Source organism: Desulfovibrio sp. JC022 (genome assembly GCF_010470665.1).
In the GTDB taxonomy this organism is placed as follows: Bacteria; Desulfobacterota; Desulfovibrionia; order Desulfovibrionales; family Desulfovibrionaceae; genus Maridesulfovibrio.
Genome location: NZ_VOPZ01000001.1, coordinates 607385 through 626268 on the forward strand (window position 1 = coordinate 607385; position 18884 = coordinate 626268).

Sequence of the window (18884 nt, forward strand, 5' to 3'; positions counted from 1 at the left end):
AACATGGCAAAAACTATCGGATTACTCGGTAAAAAACTGGGCATGACCCGCGTCTTCGCAGACGACGGTTCTGTAGTGCCCGTCACTGTTCTCGAAGTAGGTCCTTGTCCTGTTATGCAGGTTAAGACCGAAGAGAAGGAAGGCTACAACGCCATCCAGCTTGGCTACGACGCTCTTCCCGAGCGCAAGGTTAACAAGCCCGCGAAAGGTCACCAGGAAAAAGCCGGCAAAGGCTACTTCCGTCACCTTCGTGAGTTTCCCCTTGACACTGTAGCTGACTACGAACTGGGCCAGGAAATCTCCGTGGACATCTTTGCCGCAGGTGAAAAGGTAAAAGTTACCGGCACCTCCAAAGGTAAAGGTTTCCAGGGCGTAATGAAACGTTGGAACTTCGCTGGTTCCCGTGCTTCTCACGGTGCTGAAAAGGTACACCGTTCTCCTGGTTCCATCGGCCACGCTACTTTCCCTGGCAAAGTATTCAAAGGCAAAAAAATGCCCGGTCAGATGGGTAATGAGCGCGTTACTGTTTCCAACATTGAAATCGTAGACGTTCGCACCGACGAAAACGTTCTCGTGGTCAAGGGACAGGTTCCCGGTCCTAAGAACGGTCTGGTGATGATCCGCAAGACCAGCTAGAGGAATTAAAAATGGCTACCATTACTATATATGATCAAACGAAAAAGGAAGTAGGGAGCATGGATCTTGCTCCGGAAATCTTCGAAGTTCCGGTCAAGCCCGAAATCCTGCACCTCGTAGTACGCTCACAGCTTGCTGCCAAACGCCAAGGTACTCATGCTACTAAAACTCGTGGTATGAAACGTGGCGGTGGTGCAAAGCCCTGGCGCCAGAAAGGTACCGGTCGTGCTCGTGCAGGTTCTACCCGTTCACCCCTGTGGCGTGGCGGTGGAACTACTTTCGGTCCCCAGCCCCGTGACTACTCCTTCAAGGTAAATAAAAAGGTCCGCCGTCTGGCTCTCAGAATGGCACTCACTTCCAGATTCAGCGAAGAAAAGCTGATGGTTGTGAAATCCATCGACCTTCCCGAGATTAAGACCAGGCTCTTCGCCGAAGTTGCTGAGTCTCTCGGACTGAACAAAGCCTTGATTATTGTCAAGGACGCCGATTCTAAACTCCTCCTTTCTGCGAGGAATATCCCTGGCATCAAGCTCATCTCTGCCGACCAGCTGAATGTTTATGACATTCTGAAGCATCGTCAGGTTGTAATGCTTGAGAACGCAGCACAGGATCTGCAGGAGAGGTTAAAATAGTCATGGACTATACTCAGATTCTTATCAAACCGGTCATTTCGGAAAAGGCCACTGACATTAAAGAGTCCTCTAATCAGGTCGCTTTTTATGTGCTGCCTTCTGCCAACAAGACTGAAGTCAAGAAAGCTGTTGAATCCGCTTTTGACGTTAAGGTTGATTCCGTACGTATCGTACGTAAAAGACCCGGTCTTCGCAGAAAGTTCGGCCGTGTTGTCGGTAAATTGTCCGGCTACAAGAAAGCTTACGTAAAGCTTTCTGCGGGCGAAAAAATCGAATTCTTCGAAGGAGTTTAAGAGATGGCTACTCGTAAGCTGAAGCCGACCTCCCCTGGTCGCCGGTTCCAGACTATCTCCACCTTTGAGGAGATTACTAAGTCTACTCCGGAAAAAACCCTTACCAAGGGTCTGACCAAGAAGGCTGGTAGAAACAGCAACGGACGTATTACTTCCCGTCGTCGTGGTGGCGGTACCAAACGTTTGTACCGTATCATCGACTTCAAACGTAACAAAGTGGAAGTTCCCGCAACTGTTGCCTCAATCGAATATGATCCCAACAGAAGCGCACGCATCGCTCTGCTCAACTATGCAGACGGTGAAAAACGCTACATCCTTTGTCCTGTAGGACTCAATAAGGGTGACAAGATTCTTGCTGGTGAGAAAGCCGACATCAAACCCGGTAACGCTCTCCTGCTCAAGAACATTCCTGTTGGTACTATCGTACATAATATTGAATTGCATCCCGGAAAGGGCGGACAGTTCTGCCGCGCAGCCGGTACCTATGCACAGCTCATCGCTAAAGAAGACAAATATGCTCTTCTGCGTATGCCTTCCGGTGAAGTCCGCAAGGTTCTCGCAACTTGTTGCGCTACTGTAGGTCAGGTTGGCAACATCCATCACGAAAACATTACCATTGGTAAGGCCGGACGTAATCGCTGGCTCGGTCGCAGACCTAAAGTTCGTGGTGTTGCTATGAACCCCATCGATCACCCCTTGGGTGGTGGTGAAGGTCGTAGTTCCGGTGGTAGACACCCCTGTTCTCCTTGGGGCATGCCTGCTAAGGGATACAAGACCCGCAGTAAGAAGAAACCTTCTTCCAAGCTCATCGTTAAACGCCGCGGGCAGAGGTAGGAGACTGTAATGCCAAGATCATTGAAAAAAGGCCCGTTTATTGACGATCATCTGCTTAAAAAGGTCGTGAAAGCTCAGGACTCCGGTGACCGTAAGGTTATCCAGACTTGGTCCCGTCGCTCCACTATCATTCCTGAAATGGTAGGACTGACCTTCGCAGTACATAATGGCCGTAAGTTTATTCCTGTCTTTGTGACCGAAAACATGGTAGGACACAAGCTGGGTGAATTTTCCCCCACTCGTACCTACTACGGCCACGCAGCAGACAAGAAAAGCAAGGCCAAACGCTAGAAGGGTTGAGCAATGGAAGCAAGAGCTATTGCAAAATATATGCGCATTTCCGCTAGGAAAGTGCGCTTGGTAGCGGAAAACATCAAGGGAAAGCCTGTTGAGGAAGCCCTCAACATTCTGAAATTCACCCCCAAAAAGGGTGCTGATATGCTCAGCAAGGTACTGTACTCTGCAGTTGCCAACGCTGAACAGATTCCCGGAGTGGATGTTGACTCTCTTTACGTAGACGTCGTCAAAGCTGACGAAGGTCCTACCTGGAAGAGAATTCAGCCCAGGGCTATGGGGCGTGCGTACCGTATTTGTAAGCGCACCAGCCATATAACCGTCGTAGTAAAAGAAATGTAGGGTAGTGTCATGGGTCAGAAAGTACATCCATACGGTTTCAGACTTGGATACACCAAGAACTGGCTTTCCAGATGGTTCTCCAGTAAGGACTATCCAGCTTTCGTCTTCGAAGACGATAGCATTCGTAAATATGTAAAGGAGAAGATCTTCCACGCTGGTATCTCTAAAATTGAGATCGAGCGCGCTGGCGGTAAAATCCGTCTGATCATCCACACTGCACGTCCCGGTATTGTTATCGGCCGTAAAGGTGTTGAGATCGAAAAGCTTCGTGAAGATCTTCGTAGAAAATTCAATAAAGAATTCGCTCTCGAAGTAAATGAAATTCGCCGTCCCGAAACTGACGCGCAGCTCGTTGCTGAGAATATTGCTCAGCAGCTTGAGCGCCGTGTAGCTTTCCGTCGCGCTATGAAGCGCATTGTGGGCCTTGCTCGCAAGTTCGGCGCAGAGGGTATCAAAGTTGCTTGTGCCGGTCGTCTTGCCGGTGCTGAAATCGCACGTACCGAATGGTACCGCGATGGCCGCGTACCCCTTCAGACACTCAGAGCTGACATCGATTACGGTGTAGCTAGAGCTAATACCACCTACGGTGTCATCGGCATCAAGGTCTGGATCTTCAAAGGTGAAATTCTCGACCACGAGGTGGAACAGTAATGCTATCACCTAAGAAAGTTAAATTCCGTAAACGTCAGAAAGGTCGCCTGAAAGGTAAAGCTCAGCGCGGTTCCACTATCGCTTTCGGCGATATTGCAATCAAGACTCTGGAACACGGAAAACTGAGCAACAACCAGATCGAAGCAGCTCGTGTCGCTATCATGCGTCACATTAAGCGTGGCGGTCAGGTATGGATCAGGGTTTTCCCTGACATGCCTATCACTGCCAAGCCTGCTGAAGTCAGACAGGGTAAAGGTAAAGGTGCCCCGGTTGGTTGGGTTGCTCCGGTAAAACCCGGTCGCATTCTGTACGAAGTGAAAGGCGTTGACATTGAACTGGCCAAAGAAGCTTTGGTCCGTGCATCACACAAGCTTCCTGTCAAGACTGCGATTGTAGTTAAGGAGGGTTTGTAAAATGAAAGCGAACGAACTTCGTGAACTCGACAACGCTGCTCTGAATGAGAAGCTTGCAGAAGCCCGTCAGGAGCTTTTCAACCTTCGTTTCCAGCATGCTACTGCACAGCTGGAAAACACCCAGAGATTGTCCGATGTTAAAAAAGACATCGCAAAGATCCTCACCGTGCAGCGTGAAAAGGAACTGGGAGCATAAGCCATGGCAGAGCTTAATCTGAAAGGAAACAGACGTGTGCTGACCGGCGTGGTTGTCTCCGACAAGAGCGACAAGACTATTGTTGTTCGTGTTGAGACCCTCGTGAAGCACTCACTGTATAAAAAATACATCCGTCGCCACACCAAATTCATGGCACATGATCCTGCTAATGAGTGCGGTATCGGCGATAAGGTGCAGATTGTTGAATTCCGCCCCCTTAGCCGGCGCAAAAGGTGGCATCTCGATAAAATTCTGGAAAAAGCAGTTTAGGGGTATTAGCTATGATTCAGGTAGAATCCAAACTTGACGTAGCGGATAACTCTGGTGCCAAAAAAGTATCTTGTATCAAGGTACTGGGCGGTTCCAAGAGACGCTACGCCAGTGTCGGAGACATTATTGTAGTTTCCGTTAAGGAAGCGATGCCCCATTCCAAAGTGAAGAAGGGCGCTGTGATGAAGGCAGTCGTTGTTCGTACCAAGAAAGAAATTGGTCGTCCTGACGGTTCTTACATCAAGTTCGACAATAACTCTGCCGTTCTTCTTAATAACTCAAGTGACCCGGTAGGGACCCGTATTTTCGGGCCCGTAGCTAGAGAACTCAGAGCCTGCGGGTTCATGAAGATCGTTTCTCTGGCACCTGAGGTTCTGTAATCCTTATCACAAGAAGGTAAACGGCATGAACAAGATACATGTTGATGACAAAGTAATGGTCATCGCCGGCAAGGATAAGGGGAAGATCGGCAAGGTCCTTAAGATCAACCGCAAAAAGGACGTAGTCCTTATCGAGCAGGTAAATATGGTTTCCAGGCACACAAAGCCTAATCCGTATGCTAACCAGCCCGGCGGAATTGTTGAGAAAGAAGCCCCTGTTCACATTTCTAACATTCAGGTTGTGTGCCCCGCTTGCACAAAAGCAACCAGAGTTGGAATTCGTGAGACCGAAGACGGAAAAAACATCCGTTTTTGTAAAAAATGTAACGAAATCATCGACTAGGGTTTTGCGATGACACGTCTCGAAAAAATATATACGGACAAGGTCGCCCCGGCTCTTAATAAAGAGTTCGGGTACAAGAGCTCGATGGAGATTCCCGGTATCAAGGCAATCTCACTTAACATCGGACTCGGTGAAGCAAGCCAGAACGCTAAGCTCATCGACGGTGCTGTTGCTGAATTGACCGCTATTGCCGGTCAGAAAGCAGTTGTCACCAGAGCGAAAAAGTCAATTGCAGCTTTTAAGCTGCGTGAAGGAATGCCTGTAGGTTCCCGTGTAACTCTTCGCAGAGAACTCATGTGGGACTTCCTGGACAAGCTTATCAGCTTTGCACTTCCTCGCGTACGCGATTTTCGCGGCATCCCTGACAAAGGCTTCGATGGTCGCGGTAACTTCACCCTCGGAATCAAGGAATTGACTATCTTTCCTGAGATTCAGCTCGATCAGATCGAGATCACCAAAGGGATGAACGTGACTATCGTCACCTCTGCTAAAACTGATAAAGAAGGCAAGATGCTCCTCGAGCTTCTTGGTATGCCCTTCAAGAAATAGGAGGATATCGTTTTGGCCAGGACAGCTTTAAAAGTTAAGGCGAAACGTAAGCCTAAGTTCAAAGTGCGCGAATATAACAGATGCCCCATCTGCGGTCGTCCTCGTGCATTCCTGCGGAAGTACGGCATCTGCCGTATCTGCTTCAGGGAAAAGGCCCTTGCGGGTGAACTTCCCGGCGTGCGTAAAGCCAGCTGGTAATATAAGGAGTTTAAAATGCCTGTTGTCGATCCTATCGCCGATATGCTGACCCGCATTCGTAATGCTCACGGTGCTTATCACAAGACCGTGACCATTCCCGGGTCCAAGATCAAAACAGCAATCGCCGGGATTCTGAAGGATGAAGGTTATATCGTTGACTTCACTAACGAAGACAATGAAATTAACGTCACCCTCAAGTATGTTGATGGAAAAGCCCTCATTAGTGGCATGAAGAAAATCAGCACACCCGGTCGTCGCGTGTTTGTAGGCGTTGAAGATATTCCCGCAGTTCTCAATGGACTTGGGATTTGCATACTTTCCACTTCAAAGGGCGTAGTTGACGGCGTTAAAGCGACAGAGCTTAACGTTGGCGGCGAACTCTTGTGCGAAATCTGGTAGAGAGGTTTTAATATGTCCAGAATTGGAAAAAAACCTATTGATATACCTTCCGGAGTGGAAGTAACTGTTGGTGCTGACGTGGTTTCCGTAAAGGGCCCCAAAGGCACCATCACCACCCCGGTACACCCCATGGTCAGCTTCACTGTTGCTGATAATGTGGTCGAGGTGAAGAGGTCTGGCGATTCCCGTCAGGAACGTGCTCAGCACGGCCTTCATCGTTCACTGCTCTCCAACTGCATTGAAGGAGTCTCCAAAGGCTTCTCCAAGACTCTGGAAGTAGTCGGTGTAGGTTACAAGGTTAACGTACAGGGTAAAAACATCGTTCTTAACGTTGGTTTTTCTCACCCCGTTAACTATGAACTGCCTGCTGGAATCGAAGCTAACGCAGAAGGCAACACCAAACTCACCATCAGCGGCGTAGATAAGCAGCTGGTTGGTGAAGTTGCTGCGCAGCTTCGTCGTGTACGTCCGCCTGAGCCTTACAAAGGCAAAGGCATCAAGTACATTGATGAACAGATCAGACGTAAAGCCGGTAAGTCCGGTAAATAGTAGGGTAAAGCCATGAAAATGACTAAAGAACAGGCAAGACAGCGTAAAAAGATCCGCATCCGCAAGAAAATCAGCGGTACTGCAGCTCGCCCGCGTCTTGTTGTATTCCGTTCAAATAAGCACATCTACGCTCAGCTCGTAGATGATCTGATTGGCAAAACCGTGACCGCATCTTCCTCTAAGGCTCTCGCTAAAGATGGTGAAGCTCTCAAGCTTACCTGCGAGACCGCAGCTCTGGTCGGCAAAGATATTGCTGCCAAAGCTAAGGAACTGAAGATCGAGACAGTCGTTTTCGACCGTAGCGGTTATATCTATCACGGCAGGGTCAAGGCCCTGGCAGACGGCGCTCGTGAGGGTGGCCTGAAATTCTAAACTTATGGGAATATCCATGGAACAGAATGATCTGGGTCTGATTGAAAAAATCGTTTACCTCAACCGAGTAGCTAAAGTTGTTAAGGGTGGTAGAAGGTTTTCCTTCAGTGCCCTGGTTGTGGTAGGTGACGGTAAAGGTCAGGTCGGTTTCGGACTTGGTAAGGCTAACGAGGTTCCTGAAGCAATCAGAAAAGCTTCAGAGAAAGCCCGTAAAGAAATGATCACCGTTCCTCTTTTGGACGGAACTCTTCCTTACGAAGTTCTCGGCCGTTACGGTGCAGGACGCGTAATGCTCAAGCCCGCTTCCAAGGGTACCGGTATCATTGCCGGTGGTCCCGTGCGTGCGGTACTTGAAGTTGTAGGCGTACACGATATCCTTACCAAGGCTATCGGCACCAACAACCCGCATAACGTCCTTCGCGCGACTATCGCCGGACTTGCTTCCCTGCGCAGTGCTGATGAAGTTTCTCAGCTCCGCGGGAAGAAAGTTGTGACTCCCAGAAAGTAGGAGACATAGTTATGCTTAAGGTAAAACTCGTTCGCAGCATGATCGGCTGCAATCCCAAACAGCGCGCTACTGTAAAGGCGCTGGGACTGCGCAAGATCAGACAGGAAAAAAGCTTTGAAGATAATTCCGTCGTAAGAGGAATGATCAAAAAAGTTGAGCACCTTGTGGAGGTAACAGAATCATGAGGCTGCACGAAATATATCCGTTCGAAGAAGAACGCAAAAATCGCAAGCGCGTAGGTCGCGGCGGCGGCTCCGGCTGGGGTGGAACCTCCGGCAAGGGTCATAAAGGTCAGAACGCCCGCTCCGGCGGCGGTGTCCCCGCCTGGTTTGAAGGTGGTCAGATGCCTCTGGCTCGTCGTCTGCCTAAGCGCGGTTTCAAGAATCCCTTCCGTGAAGAGTATGTAGCTCTTAACGTTGGTCAGATTCTTGGTGCTTTCGAAGGCAAAACTGAAATCACCCTCGAAGACATTTACGAAAGAGGCCTTTGCAAAAAAGGCGCACTGGTAAAAGTTCTCGGCATGGGCGAAGTAAGTGCTGCTGTCACCATCGAAGCTCACCGCTTCAGCGCATCTGCGACTGAAAAGATCACAAAGGCAGGTGGTACTGCCAAAGCCCTGGAAGGATAAAACGTGGCATTGTCTGGAGTTGATAATCTTTCCCGACTGCCGGAACTGAAGAAAAAGCTCTTTTGGACTTTTCTTCTTCTGGCTGTCTACCGGATCGGGATTCACATCCCGGTCCCGGGCGTAGACAGCTCAGCATTGGCCGATTTTTTTGAGAGTGTTTCCAACACTCTCTTCGGCCTTTTTGACATGTTCTCAGGCGGCGGGTTGCGTAACTTGTCCATATTCGCGTTAGGGATTATGCCCTATATCTCCGCGTCTATTATCGTTCAACTTCTAGGTGTGGTTAGTCCCACCATTAAGCGACTTCAGGAAGAAGGGGCTCAGGGACGCAAGAAGATTACGCAGTACACCAGATACGGCACTGTGCTGATTACATTAGTTCAGGGTTTCGGTATCGCTGTGGGTCTGGAAAGTATGACCAGCCCCACCGGTGCCCCCGTAGTACTGCATGCAGGATGGGCCTTTAGAGGCATCACCATTCTGACTCTGACAGCTGGTACCGTATTTTTGATGTGGCTCGGTGAGCAAATGACCGAGAAGGGCATCGGTAACGGTATCTCCATGATCATTTTTGCCGGTATTGTTGCAGGCCTTCCGTCTGCTATTTTCAATACTGTCAGACTGATGCAGGCCGGTGAGATTACTCTCTTCCTGCTTTTGTTTGTAATGGTATTTATGATCGCCATTCTGGCTTTTATCGTCTATATGGAGCGTGGACAGCGCAGGATTCCAATACATTATGCCAAGCGCATGATGGGACGCAAAATGATGGGCGGGCAGACCACACATCTGCCGCTGCGAATCAACACCGCCGGTGTTATTCCCCCCATTTTCGCATCCAGTATCCTGATGTTTCCCGCGACTCTTGCCAGTTTCTCCAATAACGAGATCCTGTCCAAGTTTTCCGCGTATTTCGCTCCGTCTTCCGTAGTTTATAATATTGTATATATCGCTCTGATCATCTTCTTCTGTTATTTCTACACTGCGATCATGTTTGATCCCAAGGGAATTTCAGAGAATATTCAGAAACAGGGCGGTTTTATCCCCGGTATTCGTCCCGGAACCAGAACCCGTGAATATATTGATCGTGTTCTGACCAGGATTACTCTCTGGGGATCCTTGTACGTAGCTGCTATCTGCGTACTGCCTATGATTCTGATCGCTCAGTTCAACGTGCCTTTCTACTTCGGTGGTACCGCGCTGCTTATTGTAGTCGGTGTGGCTATGGACTTTATGGGCAAAATTGAATCTTACATGATTTCCCGTCAATACGAGGGACTCATGGGTAAGGGCAGTAAGATTAAGGGCAGGTAGTTGCTTTGAAAAAGTACAGAGGAATCTACCTCAAGAATGACAAGGAGATTGGCCTCATGCGTGAGGCCAATCGTCTTGTTTCTACTATTTTGGATATGCTGGGCGAAGCCATAAGGCCGGGGGTCACCACCATGAGCCTTGAAGAGATCGCCTGCAAAGCCTGCGAAGGTTACGGGGTCAAACCGGCTTTCAAAGGTTACCACGGGTTTCCTTTTGCCCTTTGTTGCTCCGTGAACGAGGAAATTGTTCACGGTTTTCCTTCTGAAAAAAGAATTCTTGAAGAAGGTGATATAGTCAGCATTGATATGGGCGTTATTTATCAGGGCTTTTACGGGGATTCCGCCCGTACTTACCCGGTCGGCAAAATTGCTGATTCTACCCGCAATCTTTTAGATGTTACCCGTGAATCTCTCATGCGGGGCATCAAACAGGCATTGCCGGGCAACAATCTTTATGATATCTCCCGTGCTGTTCAGGAATATGCTGAAGGGGAAGGGTTCGGAATTGTGCGCCGTTTTGTAGGGCACGGCATCGGACGTAACCTTCACGAGAAACCTGAAGTTCCCAACTTTGTACCGTCAGGTCTTCCCGGTGTGCAACTCCGGAGCGGGATGGTCATCGCCATCGAGCCGATGGTGACTGAGGGGTCACACGACATTGAGATTCTCGATGATCAGTGGACCGCTGTAACCAAGGACAGGAAGCTGTCCGCCCACTTTGAGCACACTATTGCCATTACTGCGGACGGGCCTCAGATACTGAGCCTTTCCTAATTTTGATTTTGGTACCCTATAGGGGTTGATTTTTCTGAAATCGTTCTGTAGAGTACACGTCTTGAATTTCGCGGCAACGAAAGACTGGCATGGTACGGTTACCCTTTAGTCGGGTAGCTGAGGCATAAGGCCACAATCGGCTAGCTCCCGATTGTTGAAACTGTTTAACTGCATTATTTGGAGACGGTCATGAAAGTAAGACCATCTGTTAAGAAGATTTGTCCCAAATGCAAAGTAATCAGACGCAAGGGTGTTCTGAGGGTTATTTGTGACAACCCCAGACACAAACAGCGTCAAGGATAGAGAGGTATAACTGTGGCTCGTATCGCTGGAGTAGACCTTCCGAAAAATAAGCGTTTGGATATTGCACTGACTTACATCTACGGAGTAGGTCGGACTACCGCTCTCAAGATTCTTGATACTGTTGGTATCGACTGGACCCTCAAAACTGATGACCTCAGTGGCGAGCAGGTGAACACCATCCGTAAGGAACTTGAAGATAATCATAAAGTTGAAGGTGACCTTCGCCGCGATCAGATTGCTGACATTAAGCGTCTGATGGATATTGGAAGTTACCGTGGACTGCGTCACCGCCGCGGATTGCCCGTGCGCGGTCAGAGCTCTAAGACCAACGCAAGAACGCGCAAAGGTCCCCGTCGCTCTGTCATGAGCAGAAAGAAGAAATAATTCAATCTGCAGTTGTCAGACCATGTAACGGTCTTTGTGCTGCTGATGTAAATTCATTCTGGAGAGAATGGTATGGCTAGACCTCGCCGTTCCGGCAAGAAAAAAGAGAAGAAGAATGTTCCCGTGGGCATCGCCCACGTTAAAGCAACATTCAATAATACCATCATTACCTTCACTGACCTGAAAGGTAACGTGATCAGCTGGGCTACTTCCGGTGCATCCGGTTTTAAGGGATCAAGAAAATCTACTCCCTTTGCTGCACAGGTTGCTGCTGAAACCGCTGCTAGAAAAGCTCAGGATCAGGGTATGCGTACTGTTGGTATTTTCGTCAAAGGCCCCGGCTCCGGTCGTGAAGCAGCGATGCGCGCAATCGGTAACGTCGGTATGAAGGTTAACTTCATTCGCGATATAACACCCATCCCGCACAACGGCTGTCGTCCGCCGAAACGTCGCAGGGTCTAATTTCGAAGGAGTAATAACCTTGGCCAGATATACAAAAGCAAAATGCAGACTGTGTCGTCGTGAAGGCGAAAAGCTTTTCATTAAAGGCGACCGCTGCTTTACTGATAAGTGCTCTTATGAGCGTCGTCCTTATGCTCCCGGTATTGCCGGTCGCATGAGAAAGAAAATGAGTGACTACGCAATTCAGCTTCGTGAGAAGCAGAAAGTGCGTCGCATGTACGGTGTCCTTGAAGGCCAGTTCCGCACCTATTTTAAGCGTGCAGACGGTATGAAAGGTGTAACCGGCGCGAACCTGCTCATGCTCCTTGAAACCCGCCTTGACAACGCTGTTTACCGTCTTGGTTTCGCCAACTCTCGCGATCAGGCTCGCCAGCTCGTGAGACACGGCATCTTCACCAAGAACGGCAGACGTGTTAACGTTCCTTCCATGCAGGTAAAACCCGGTGATGTAATCGAGGTTCGTGAAGAATCCCGTAAGATCCCCGTGATTGCTGAAGCACAGGAAGTTATTGCTCGTCGCGGCTGCCCCGAGTGGCTCGAAGCTGACGGAGCAAATTTCAAAGGTGAAGTTAAAGCGATGCCGACTAGGGAAGACATCCAGTTCCCTATCAACGAACAGCTGATTGTCGAGCTGTACTCCAAATAAGAAGGATTAGTGCATGCTTATTCAAGACGGTGACAAACTCATCAACACCCGCAACTGGGCCGAGCTGGTTAAGCCGGAACAGCTTGTGCGTGACCCCAAGTCTAACGAGCTTTATGGTAAGTTCATTTGTGAGCCCCTTGAGCGCGGATTTGGAACAACCATCGGTAACGCCCTTCGCAGGGTACTGCTCTCCTCAATGCAGGGAGCTGCCGCGGTTGCTGTAAAGATCGAAGGAGTTCAGCACGAATTCACCACCATTGAAGGTGTGATGGAAGATGTGACTGAGATTGTTCTGAACATCAAGCAGATCAGATTCGCAATGACTACAGATGAACCCCAGTTTCTTACCCTTAAGGTAAATAAGCAGGGCGTCGTCACCGCAGCTGATATTCAGGAAAACCAGAACGTCAAAGTCCTCAATCCTGAGCAGATTATTGCGACTCTGTCCGAAAAGATGGACCTGGAAATGACTTTCGAGATTCGCATGGGTAAAGGCTACGTGCCTGCGGACATGCATGAAGGTCTTGTTAATGAAATCGGTCATATTGTTGTTGATTCCAGTTTTTCTCCTATCCGTAAGGTAGCTTACAGTGTGGAGCAGGCTCGTGTCGGACAGATGACCAACTATGACAAGCTTATTCTCGAAGTTTTCACCGACGGTTCCGTTACCCCTGAGGATGCAATTGCCTACAGTGCAAAAATCCTTAAGGATCAGCTCTCCGTATTCATCAACTTTGATGAAATGGGATCCGAGCAGGAAGAGTCCAAAGAAAGCGACCTCGATCTCAACCCGAATCTGTTCAAGAGTATCGACGAACTCGAACTCTCCGTTCGTGCAACCAACTGCCTTAAGGCTGCCAACATTCGTATTGTTGGTGAGCTTGTGCAGCGCACTGAACAGACCATGCTTAAGACTAAGAACTTCGGACGTAAGTCACTTGACGAAATTCGCAGAGTTCTCGATAGCATGGAACTCAAGTTCGGTATGGTCCTCGAGGATTTCGATAAAAAGCATCAGGAATGGCTGAAGAGGAAAGAGAAAAATGAGGCATAAAAAGTCCGGAAGAAAGTTCAACAGAAGTGCTTCCCACAGGAAGGCCATGCTGAGAAACATGGTTCGCTCTCTGCTGACCTACGAACATATCCGTACCACCGAGCCTAAAGCGAAGGAACTGAGAAGCTCTTGCGAAAAGCTGATCACCCTTGCTCTTCGCAACGACCTCCACTCCAGACGTCTTGCTTACAAGACTCTTGAGAACCACGGTCTTGTAAAAAGGCTCTTCGATGAAATCGGCCCCCGCTATGAAGGCGGCGGCGGTGGTTACACCCGCATCATCAAGCTCGCTGAACCCCGTAAGGGTGATTGCGCTCCCATGTGCATCATCGAGCTGACCAAACGTGCCGAGGCTCCTGCTGAAGAAGCTGCGGCAACCACTGAAGCTCCCGCTGAGGAAGCTCAGGAAGCATAAATCAATGCTTATTCAAAGGGGCGGAATACTTTTCCGCCCCTTTTTTTTATAAATACATATAGATATTTCCGATACGAGAGATCAAATGGACTTACGTCGACTCGAAGCCTTTTGTAAGGTGTATGAATTAAAAAGTTTTTCTAAAGCAGGTAAAGAACTGTTCCTTTCCCAGCCCACAATCAGTGCCCATATTTCCACTCTGGAGGAAGAGCTGGGCGTACCTCTTTTTGATCGTCTGGGCCGATCCATTATGGCGACTCAGGCCGGGGAAGTGCTTTACCGCAATGCCAAAGATATTTACAGCCTGATCGGCAAAGCCCAGTCTGAGATAAATATCCTGCGTGATAAAGTTGTCGGTGATCTCGAAATAGGTGGCAGCACCATCCCTTCTCATTATCTCTTGCCTGAAATTTTGTATAATTATTGCAAAAAATACCCAGATGTTAGTGTACACCTGTCAGTAGGTGATACTTCTGAAATTTTGGAAAAAGTGCGTTCCGGCGAGTTGATTGTCGGGGTTGTGGGCGCCACAGCGGATGTTCCGAATATTGAATTTGTCCCTATTATGCGTGATGAGCTTGTGATTGTCGCGCCTCCGGTGCTGGTCCGAAATTATAACGGTATTGATGATATCCAGCATTTGGCGGAATTGCCTTGGGTAATGCGCGAGGGCGGTTCCGGTACTCGTAAGGCCCTTGAGGCCGGATTGTCAGAAATGGGTACCAGTGTCCGTGAACTCAATGTCACGGTCTGGGTTGAATCCACACAGGCCGTGGTTCAGTGTGTCAGGGCTGGACTTGGGGTCAGTGTTACTTCACGTCTCGCAGCCCAGCCGCTTATCGATTCCGGTGAGCTCGTGCATATCAGCGATTTACCGCTGAATCTCGAAAGAAGTTTTTACCTTGCCCACTTGCAGGGAAGGGAGTTTTTTCCTGCGGTGCGTTATTTTATTGAGCATGTTAAAAACATGTCCCAGTAGCTATTTCTAGCTAAAGATGAAGGCCGGATTTGCATATTGCGAATCCGGCCTTTTTTTATTTTTAGTTGCATAGATTAAATATCAATGAATTCCAGATCAGGTATGTGATCAATTTGCCCGGTCTTTTTCAGGTATTTTGAGAAAACTTTTAGTCCTTCAATTTCAGTTTTTCCAAGATCGTAAACCAATCCGTCATAGTATGAACGGCTTTCTTCCAGATCAAGCATGGTTTTGTCTGCGGTCATTTCACAGACTTTTTCAATATTCGACTGGCCCCATTCTTTGGCCCGGATTAAATCCCGCACAGCCTGCTTGACGTCTTCACGCTGAGCAGCATCGCGGCGCACTGTCCAGATTCCAAAAATGAAAGGTAGGCCGGTCCATCTTATCCATTCTTCGCCTAGATCAAAAATATATGGATATTCTTCATGCTTGCGTAAGTTCAGTGCCTCATCGCCAATGCACAGGATCGCTTCAGGCTTGTCCCCGGCTTCAAGTCGCTCTGTGGCATTTCCTGTCTCATAGGTAGCGTTAAGAGGGATGTATTCTGAGAGCAGGATTTTTAGCAGGGCCGCGGAAGTGTGTGTTTGGGCACTGACCAGCACATTGCAGCCCTTAAGCTGTTCCAGCGGCTTGCGGCTGATCATGATCACAGATTGCACCGGTCCGCGGCTGCCGATAGCGAGATCGGGCAGCAGCAGGTACTGCTCGGAATGGCGCAAATATTCGATGCTGGAGTTTGATGAAATGTGCATCAATCCTTCAGACATCATTTTGTTCAACTGAGCGGGCGGCCCGTAAACGAATTCAAAGTCGTTATCTATCAATCCAGATTCAAGCGGGTAATAGATAGGCAAAACGTTTAGATACGATATGCGTCCGACTTTAACCTTATCCATCAGCATTCTCCGCAAGGGTGTAATCCATGAGACGCTGCTTGGGTACGAATCCGGCTTTATTGATCAGGTTATGAATCTCGCCTTCGGAAAGTCTGAAGCTCACACCTGCTGCTTTAACCACGTTTTCTTCAATCATGGTTGAGCCGAAGTCGTTGCCGCCGTAGAAAAGGGCCAGCTGTGAAATTTTCGGGCCCATGGTCACCCATGAAACCTGCACATTGTCGAAGTTATCCAGCACAATTCTGGAAACTGCCAGCATGCGCAAATATTCAACGCTGGTCATTTTGCGGGCGTCGGGAATATTCGTGTTGTCCGGCTGGAAGGTCCAGGGAATGAAAGCTGTGAATCCGGCTGTGCGGTCCTGCACCTCGCGCAAGGCAAAAAGATGTTTGATACGGTCCACGGGCTGTTCTTCGTGCCCGAACATCATGGTCGCAGTGGTGCGCAGTCCTAAATTATGGGCAGTTTCCATCACTTCCAGCCATTTGGCGGTATTGCATTTCTTGGGCGCGATATGGCTGCGTACTTCATCAACTAGGATTTCAGCACCGCCACCGGGGATGGAAGCAAGGCCGGCAGCGATCAAACGCTCCAGCACTTCCTTGATGGAAATCCCGTTCAGTTCGCTCCAGTAAACCACTTCCGGCGGGGAGAAGGCATGGATGTGAACAGGGTAATTTTCCTTAATGAAGCGCAGCATGTCCTCATAAAAATCGAGGGTCAAGTCGGGGTGGTGTCCGCCCTGCATCAGAATCTGGGTGCCGCCGAGATCTATGGTTTCCTGAATCTTCCGGCCCAGTTCTTCCTTGCTGATCACGAAGCCGCCGTCTTTTCCCGGAGCAACATAAAACGCGCAAAAACGGCAACCGCAATCACATATATTGGAGTAGTTGATATTGCGGTCAACTACGTAGGTCACGTTCGGTTCAGGATGCTTTTTCATTCTGATGGAGTGGGCAAGGCTACCCAGATCAAAAAGATCAGCCTTTTCCATCAAGGTAACCGCTTCATCAAAATTGATGCGTTCCCCTGCCATTACTTTTTCGCCGATTTCAAGAACTTCAGCAGGACTTTGTGTAAGATTATTCATGTTTTTAAACCTCATTAAAAGCAGCATCGCGTTCGACTGGCGTGAACCCGCAACCGACGATCATTTGTTTCAGCTCAGAGCGGCTAAGGCCCTGTTCTGATTTGGCTCCGGCCATGTGCCCGATTTTTTCTTCGACCACGGTTCCGTCAAAATCATCAGCCCCGAAATGGAGCGCGGTCTGGGCCTGTTTGACTCCAAGCATTACCCAGTAGGCCTTGATATGCGGGATATTGTCGAGCATAAGACGGCTGACCGCCATGTTGCGCAGTTCATCGACTCCAGTCAGGGGATTGTCGATTTTTAGCCTGCTGTTCTCGGTCAGGAAGGGTAGGGGGATGAAACAATTGAATCCACCTGAAATATCCTGCTGGCGACGCAACTGGTCAAGATGATCCACGCGGTCGGCATATGATTCCACATGACCGTAAAGCATGGTGCAGTTGGTTGTGTAGCCTTGTTCATGGGCTTCACCGTGAATGCGCAGCCACTCCTTGCCGGGTAGTTTTTCAGGGCAGATTTTGGCGCGGACATCGGGATTGAAAATTTCAGCACCGCCTCCGGTGAGCATCTCAGATCCGGCAGCTTTAAGCCGCTTGAGAACGTCAGTAGTGGAGATCCCTTCAGCTATAGCAAGATGGTCAATTTCTACAGCGGTGAATGATTTAATCACTGCTTGCGGAAGACGTTTCTTTATTTCAACGAAAGTTTCTTCGAAAAAAGAAAGCGGAATGTCATGATGACATCCACCGACCACGTGGACTTCACGGGGCGGGATGGGCGCTTCTTCTAATTTTGTGAGAATATCTTCCTTGCTGAGCTTGAAAGAACCGTTTTCTTCCGGTTTGCGGGCATAGGCACAGAACAAACAGCCGTTTACACAGATGTTGGTGTAATTAATGTGGCGGTTGATTACGTAGAAGGTTTTGTTGCCGTGCAGCTTGCGTCTGTAGATGGAAGCAAGTGCGCCCAGAGCATTAAGGTCGGGACAGTTGAAGAGGGTAAGTCCGTCCTCGATGGAAAGTCGTTCCCCGGCAAGCACTTTGTCGAGAATGTTTCCGAGTCCGGCATTTTTGAAATAGTTTTCTGAGATCATTTATATTCACCTTTGTTCAGCCGTAAATAAAAGTCGCTTTCAGCCATGTCAACACTGGATTTCCGGCTCTTAAAAATATAAAAACATTGTCCATGAGCAAAATATTGAAATTGGGCTATTCGCCCTGTCCGAACGATACATTTATTTTTCATGCCCTCGCCAACGGGGCTGTCAGCATAGACCCTTTCAAACTGGACGTCACCCTTGCGGACGTGGAAGAGCTAAATTCCATGGCCCAGTCCGGGAAAATGGATATCTGTAAGGTTTCCGTTCATGCCGCTGCGCATATCATGCAGGATTACATCCTGCTGCGTGCCGGGGGGGCCATGGGGCGCGGCGTGGGACCGTTGCTGCTCACCGGAGCACCTTGCACCATAGGCGGGCTTGATGGCAAGCGTATTGCCATACCGGGACGCAATACCACGGCAAATTTATTATTCAGCCTCATGTGCCGCGAAGCCGGGATCAAAGTAGAGCTGGTAGAAATGGTTTTTGATCAGGTCATGCCCGCTATTAAAAATGGCGAAGTTGATGCCGGTGTGGTCATTCACGAAGGGCGTTTTACCTACGAAGCCCTCGGACTATCCAAGCTTGCCGATCTCGGACAGTGGTGGGAGGATTTTTCAGGTCTGCCTATCCCGCTGGGGGCTATCGCTATCAAACGTTCCCTCGGCGTGGAAACCGCAGCAATGGTTAATGCCGCCATCCGCAAATCCCTGACCCTTTCTTACATCGATGAAGAAGCTGCATGGCCCTACATTAAAGAGCATGCACAGGAAATGGATGATGAGGTGATTCATCAGCACATCAAGACTTTCGTTACTGATTATTCCGATGATGTGGGAGAGGAAGGGGAGCAGGCTGTATCGCGGTTGCTCGAAGAAGCCGCCCGCATGGATGGGATTGAGTTGCCGAATTTACCTATATTTATTGATATGTAAAAATATTTATGCGCAGTCTCTCCGCGCTATATGCGAAGCTTATT

The 18884-nt window shown here is 49.0% G+C and carries 33 protein-coding genes; 30 read left to right on the forward strand and 3 right to left on the reverse strand.

Annotation, left to right across the window (positions count from 1 at the left end; genetic code table 11):
- The first annotated feature begins 3 nt into the window (after nt 1–3).
- The 29 genes from rplC (at nt 4) to FMS18_RS02880 (ending at nt 14817) form a co-directional block, all read left to right on the forward strand.
- The gene (gene rplC, locus FMS18_RS02740; RefSeq protein ID WP_163292211.1) at nt 4–636 is read left to right on the forward strand and encodes a 50S ribosomal protein L3; all 633 of its coding nucleotides are present in this window, start codon (nt 4–6) and stop codon (nt 634–636) included.
- 11 nt (nt 637–647) lie between these two features.
- Nucleotides 648–1268 carry a 50S ribosomal protein L4 gene (rplD, locus tag FMS18_RS02745; protein WP_163292212.1) on the forward strand — a complete coding sequence of 207 codons (621 nt, stop codon included), beginning with the start codon at nt 648–650 and terminating at the stop codon, nt 1266–1268.
- Between the two features lie 2 nt (nt 1269–1270).
- Complete coding sequence (gene rplW, locus FMS18_RS02750) at nt 1271–1561, forward strand: 50S ribosomal protein L23 (protein WP_163292213.1); 291 nt, start codon at nt 1271–1273, stop codon at nt 1559–1561.
- Between the two features lie 3 nt (nt 1562–1564).
- Nucleotides 1565–2395, forward strand: coding sequence for a 50S ribosomal protein L2 (rplB, locus tag FMS18_RS02755; protein WP_163292214.1), 831 nt, complete (start codon nt 1565–1567; stop codon nt 2393–2395).
- A 9-nt stretch (nt 2396–2404) separates the two neighbouring features.
- Nucleotides 2405–2686, forward strand: coding sequence for a 30S ribosomal protein S19 (gene rpsS / locus FMS18_RS02760; RefSeq protein ID WP_015337856.1), 282 nt, complete (start codon nt 2405–2407; stop codon nt 2684–2686).
- 12 nt (nt 2687–2698) lie between these two features.
- On the forward strand, nt 2699–3031 hold the full coding sequence (gene rplV, locus FMS18_RS02765; RefSeq protein WP_163292215.1) for a 50S ribosomal protein L22: 333 nt from the start codon (nt 2699–2701) through the stop codon (nt 3029–3031).
- Between the two features lie 9 nt (nt 3032–3040).
- The gene (rpsC, locus tag FMS18_RS02770) at nt 3041–3682 is read left to right on the forward strand and encodes a 30S ribosomal protein S3 (RefSeq protein ID WP_163292216.1); all 642 of its coding nucleotides are present in this window, start codon (nt 3041–3043) and stop codon (nt 3680–3682) included.
- Complete coding sequence (rplP, locus tag FMS18_RS02775) at nt 3682–4095, forward strand: 50S ribosomal protein L16 (protein WP_163292217.1); 414 nt, start codon at nt 3682–3684, stop codon at nt 4093–4095. The genes rpsC and rplP overlap by 1 nt, the downstream gene beginning before the upstream one ends.
- Nucleotide 4096: 1 nt before the next feature.
- Nucleotides 4097–4291 (forward strand): 50S ribosomal protein L29, encoded by a 195-nt coding sequence (gene rpmC, locus FMS18_RS02780; protein WP_163292218.1) that lies wholly within the window; start codon nt 4097–4099, stop codon nt 4289–4291.
- Between the two features lie 3 nt (nt 4292–4294).
- Nucleotides 4295–4561: a 30S ribosomal protein S17 gene (gene rpsQ / locus FMS18_RS02785; protein ID WP_163292219.1), complete on the forward strand. Its 267-nt coding sequence runs from the start codon at nt 4295–4297 to the stop codon at nt 4559–4561.
- A gap of 11 nt (nt 4562–4572) precedes the next feature.
- Nucleotides 4573–4941 carry a 50S ribosomal protein L14 gene (rplN, locus tag FMS18_RS02790; RefSeq protein ID WP_136674400.1) on the forward strand — a complete coding sequence of 123 codons (369 nt, stop codon included), beginning with the start codon at nt 4573–4575 and terminating at the stop codon, nt 4939–4941.
- A gap of 25 nt (nt 4942–4966) precedes the next feature.
- The gene (gene rplX / locus FMS18_RS02795) at nt 4967–5284 is read left to right on the forward strand and encodes a 50S ribosomal protein L24 (protein WP_163292220.1); all 318 of its coding nucleotides are present in this window, start codon (nt 4967–4969) and stop codon (nt 5282–5284) included.
- Nucleotides 5285–5293: 9 nt separating this feature from the next.
- The gene (gene rplE / locus FMS18_RS02800) at nt 5294–5833 is read left to right on the forward strand and encodes a 50S ribosomal protein L5 (protein ID WP_163292221.1); all 540 of its coding nucleotides are present in this window, start codon (nt 5294–5296) and stop codon (nt 5831–5833) included.
- A gap of 12 nt (nt 5834–5845) precedes the next feature.
- Nucleotides 5846–6031: a type Z 30S ribosomal protein S14 gene (locus FMS18_RS02805; protein WP_015337847.1), complete on the forward strand. Its 186-nt coding sequence runs from the start codon at nt 5846–5848 to the stop codon at nt 6029–6031.
- 15 nt (nt 6032–6046) lie between these two features.
- Complete coding sequence (rpsH, locus tag FMS18_RS02810) at nt 6047–6430, forward strand: 30S ribosomal protein S8 (RefSeq protein WP_136674397.1); 384 nt, start codon at nt 6047–6049, stop codon at nt 6428–6430.
- A 12-nt stretch (nt 6431–6442) separates the two neighbouring features.
- The gene (gene rplF, locus FMS18_RS02815; RefSeq protein ID WP_163292222.1) at nt 6443–6979 is read left to right on the forward strand and encodes a 50S ribosomal protein L6; all 537 of its coding nucleotides are present in this window, start codon (nt 6443–6445) and stop codon (nt 6977–6979) included.
- A 12-nt stretch (nt 6980–6991) separates the two neighbouring features.
- Nucleotides 6992–7351 (forward strand): 50S ribosomal protein L18, encoded by a 360-nt coding sequence (gene rplR, locus FMS18_RS02820; protein ID WP_163292223.1) that lies wholly within the window; start codon nt 6992–6994, stop codon nt 7349–7351.
- A gap of 16 nt (nt 7352–7367) precedes the next feature.
- Nucleotides 7368–7859: a 30S ribosomal protein S5 gene (gene rpsE / locus FMS18_RS02825; RefSeq protein WP_136674394.1), complete on the forward strand. Its 492-nt coding sequence runs from the start codon at nt 7368–7370 to the stop codon at nt 7857–7859.
- 11 nt (nt 7860–7870) lie between these two features.
- Nucleotides 7871–8044, forward strand: a complete 174-nt coding sequence (gene rpmD / locus FMS18_RS02830) for a 50S ribosomal protein L30 (RefSeq protein WP_136674393.1) — start codon at nt 7871–7873, stop codon at nt 8042–8044.
- Entirely contained in the window at nt 8041–8487 is a 447-nt protein-coding gene (gene rplO / locus FMS18_RS02835; protein WP_163292224.1) for a 50S ribosomal protein L15, read from the forward strand. The genes rpmD and rplO overlap by 4 nt, the downstream gene beginning before the upstream one ends.
- A 3-nt stretch (nt 8488–8490) precedes the next feature.
- Nucleotides 8491–9801 (forward strand): preprotein translocase subunit SecY, encoded by a 1311-nt coding sequence (gene secY, locus FMS18_RS02840; protein WP_163292225.1) that lies wholly within the window; start codon nt 8491–8493, stop codon nt 9799–9801.
- Between the two features lie 5 nt (nt 9802–9806).
- Nucleotides 9807–10574, forward strand: a complete 768-nt coding sequence (map, locus tag FMS18_RS02845) for a type I methionyl aminopeptidase (RefSeq protein ID WP_163292226.1) — start codon at nt 9807–9809, stop codon at nt 10572–10574.
- 189 nt (nt 10575–10763) lie between these two features.
- Entirely contained in the window at nt 10764–10877 is a 114-nt protein-coding gene (rpmJ, locus tag FMS18_RS02850; protein WP_015851088.1) for a 50S ribosomal protein L36, read from the forward strand.
- A 12-nt stretch (nt 10878–10889) separates the two neighbouring features.
- A complete protein-coding gene (gene rpsM, locus FMS18_RS02855; RefSeq protein WP_136674389.1) occupies nt 10890–11261 on the forward strand; it encodes a 30S ribosomal protein S13 in 372 nt (123 codons plus the stop codon).
- 72 nt (nt 11262–11333) lie between these two features.
- On the forward strand, nt 11334–11723 hold the full coding sequence (gene rpsK, locus FMS18_RS02860; RefSeq protein ID WP_015851090.1) for a 30S ribosomal protein S11: 390 nt from the start codon (nt 11334–11336) through the stop codon (nt 11721–11723).
- A gap of 19 nt (nt 11724–11742) precedes the next feature.
- On the forward strand, nt 11743–12369 hold the full coding sequence (rpsD, locus tag FMS18_RS02865) for a 30S ribosomal protein S4 (RefSeq protein ID WP_163292227.1): 627 nt from the start codon (nt 11743–11745) through the stop codon (nt 12367–12369).
- 13 nt (nt 12370–12382) lie between these two features.
- Nucleotides 12383–13423, forward strand: coding sequence for a DNA-directed RNA polymerase subunit alpha (locus tag FMS18_RS02870; protein WP_163292228.1), 1041 nt, complete (start codon nt 12383–12385; stop codon nt 13421–13423).
- Nucleotides 13413–13838: a 50S ribosomal protein L17 gene (rplQ, locus tag FMS18_RS02875; RefSeq protein WP_015851093.1), complete on the forward strand. Its 426-nt coding sequence runs from the start codon at nt 13413–13415 to the stop codon at nt 13836–13838. Before FMS18_RS02870 ends, rplQ begins: the two co-directional genes overlap by 11 nt.
- Nucleotides 13839–13923: 85 nt before the next feature.
- Nucleotides 13924–14817, forward strand: coding sequence for a selenium metabolism-associated LysR family transcriptional regulator (locus FMS18_RS02880; RefSeq protein ID WP_163292229.1), 894 nt, complete (start codon nt 13924–13926; stop codon nt 14815–14817).
- A 74-nt stretch (nt 14818–14891) separates the two neighbouring features.
- Here the strand turns inward: FMS18_RS02880 and FMS18_RS02885 are convergent, their stop codons facing one another.
- Genes FMS18_RS02885 through mqnE form a run of 3 tightly spaced genes read right to left on the reverse strand, consistent with a single transcriptional unit; the run spans nt 14892 to nt 17899 of the window.
- Complete coding sequence (locus tag FMS18_RS02885; protein ID WP_163292230.1) at nt 14892–15716, reverse strand: menaquinone biosynthesis protein; 825 nt, start codon at nt 15714–15716, stop codon at nt 14892–14894.
- Complete coding sequence (gene mqnC, locus FMS18_RS02890) at nt 15709–16806, reverse strand: cyclic dehypoxanthinyl futalosine synthase (RefSeq protein ID WP_163292231.1); 1098 nt, start codon at nt 16804–16806, stop codon at nt 15709–15711. The genes FMS18_RS02885 and mqnC overlap by 8 nt, the downstream gene beginning before the upstream one ends.
- Nucleotides 16807–16810: 4 nt before the next feature.
- The gene (mqnE, locus tag FMS18_RS02895; RefSeq protein ID WP_163292232.1) at nt 16811–17899 is read right to left on the reverse strand and encodes an aminofutalosine synthase MqnE; all 1089 of its coding nucleotides are present in this window, start codon (nt 17897–17899) and stop codon (nt 16811–16813) included.
- Between the two features lie 92 nt (nt 17900–17991).
- Here mqnE and FMS18_RS02900 point away from each other — a divergent pair, with 92 nt between their 5' ends.
- Nucleotides 17992–18840: a 1,4-dihydroxy-6-naphthoate synthase gene (locus tag FMS18_RS02900; RefSeq protein WP_163292233.1), complete on the forward strand. Its 849-nt coding sequence runs from the start codon at nt 17992–17994 to the stop codon at nt 18838–18840.
- The last annotated feature ends 44 nt before the right edge of the window (nt 18841–18884 follow it).

Excerpts from the sequence above, each read along its gene's own strand:
- rpsQ (WP_163292219.1), top strand. The coding sequence starts at position 4,295 with ATGGCAGAGCTTAATCTGAAAGGAAACAGACGTGTGCTGACCGGCGTG.
- rplW (WP_163292213.1), top strand. The coding sequence starts at position 1,271 with ATGGACTATACTCAGATTCTTATCAAACCGGTCATTTCGGAAAAGGCC.
- rplN (WP_136674400.1), top strand. The coding sequence starts at position 4,573 with ATGATTCAGGTAGAATCCAAACTTGACGTAGCGGATAACTCTGGTGCC.
- rplX (WP_163292220.1), top strand. The coding sequence starts at position 4,967 with ATGAACAAGATACATGTTGATGACAAAGTAATGGTCATCGCCGGCAAG.
- rplE (WP_163292221.1), top strand. The coding sequence starts at position 5,294 with ATGACACGTCTCGAAAAAATATATACGGACAAGGTCGCCCCGGCTCTT.
- rpsE (WP_136674394.1), top strand. The coding sequence starts at position 7,368 with ATGGAACAGAATGATCTGGGTCTGATTGAAAAAATCGTTTACCTCAAC.
- rplQ (WP_015851093.1), top strand. The coding sequence starts at position 13,413 with ATGAGGCATAAAAAGTCCGGAAGAAAGTTCAACAGAAGTGCTTCCCAC.
- rpmC (WP_163292218.1), top strand. The coding sequence starts at position 4,097 with ATGAAAGCGAACGAACTTCGTGAACTCGACAACGCTGCTCTGAATGAG.
- mqnE (WP_163292232.1), bottom strand. The coding sequence starts at position 17,899 with ATGATCTCAGAAAACTATTTCAAAAATGCCGGACTCGGAAACATTCTC.
- rplF (WP_163292222.1), top strand. The coding sequence starts at position 6,443 with ATGTCCAGAATTGGAAAAAAACCTATTGATATACCTTCCGGAGTGGAA.
- rpsC (WP_163292216.1), top strand. The coding sequence starts at position 3,041 with ATGGGTCAGAAAGTACATCCATACGGTTTCAGACTTGGATACACCAAG.
- rplR (WP_163292223.1), top strand. The coding sequence starts at position 6,992 with ATGAAAATGACTAAAGAACAGGCAAGACAGCGTAAAAAGATCCGCATC.
- FMS18_RS02870 (WP_163292228.1), top strand. The coding sequence starts at position 12,383 with ATGCTTATTCAAGACGGTGACAAACTCATCAACACCCGCAACTGGGCC.
- rplC (WP_163292211.1), top strand. The coding sequence starts at position 4 with ATGGCAAAAACTATCGGATTACTCGGTAAAAAACTGGGCATGACCCGC.
- FMS18_RS02880 (WP_163292229.1), top strand. The coding sequence starts at position 13,924 with ATGGACTTACGTCGACTCGAAGCCTTTTGTAAGGTGTATGAATTAAAA.
- rplO (WP_163292224.1), top strand. The coding sequence starts at position 8,041 with ATGAGGCTGCACGAAATATATCCGTTCGAAGAAGAACGCAAAAATCGC.
- rplP (WP_163292217.1), top strand. The coding sequence starts at position 3,682 with ATGCTATCACCTAAGAAAGTTAAATTCCGTAAACGTCAGAAAGGTCGC.
- rpmJ (WP_015851088.1), top strand. The coding sequence starts at position 10,764 with ATGAAAGTAAGACCATCTGTTAAGAAGATTTGTCCCAAATGCAAAGTA.
- rpmD (WP_136674393.1), top strand. The coding sequence starts at position 7,871 with ATGCTTAAGGTAAAACTCGTTCGCAGCATGATCGGCTGCAATCCCAAA.
- FMS18_RS02885 (WP_163292230.1), bottom strand. The coding sequence starts at position 15,716 with ATGGATAAGGTTAAAGTCGGACGCATATCGTATCTAAACGTTTTGCCT.
- mqnC (WP_163292231.1), bottom strand. The coding sequence starts at position 16,806 with ATGAATAATCTTACACAAAGTCCTGCTGAAGTTCTTGAAATCGGCGAA.
- rpsS (WP_015337856.1), top strand. The coding sequence starts at position 2,405 with ATGCCAAGATCATTGAAAAAAGGCCCGTTTATTGACGATCATCTGCTT.
- rpsK (WP_015851090.1), top strand. The coding sequence starts at position 11,334 with ATGGCTAGACCTCGCCGTTCCGGCAAGAAAAAAGAGAAGAAGAATGTT.
- FMS18_RS02900 (WP_163292233.1), top strand. The coding sequence starts at position 17,992 with ATGAGCAAAATATTGAAATTGGGCTATTCGCCCTGTCCGAACGATACA.
- rplV (WP_163292215.1), top strand. The coding sequence starts at position 2,699 with ATGGAAGCAAGAGCTATTGCAAAATATATGCGCATTTCCGCTAGGAAA.
- rplD (WP_163292212.1), top strand. The coding sequence starts at position 648 with ATGGCTACCATTACTATATATGATCAAACGAAAAAGGAAGTAGGGAGC.
- rplB (WP_163292214.1), top strand. The coding sequence starts at position 1,565 with ATGGCTACTCGTAAGCTGAAGCCGACCTCCCCTGGTCGCCGGTTCCAG.
- rpsH (WP_136674397.1), top strand. The coding sequence starts at position 6,047 with ATGCCTGTTGTCGATCCTATCGCCGATATGCTGACCCGCATTCGTAAT.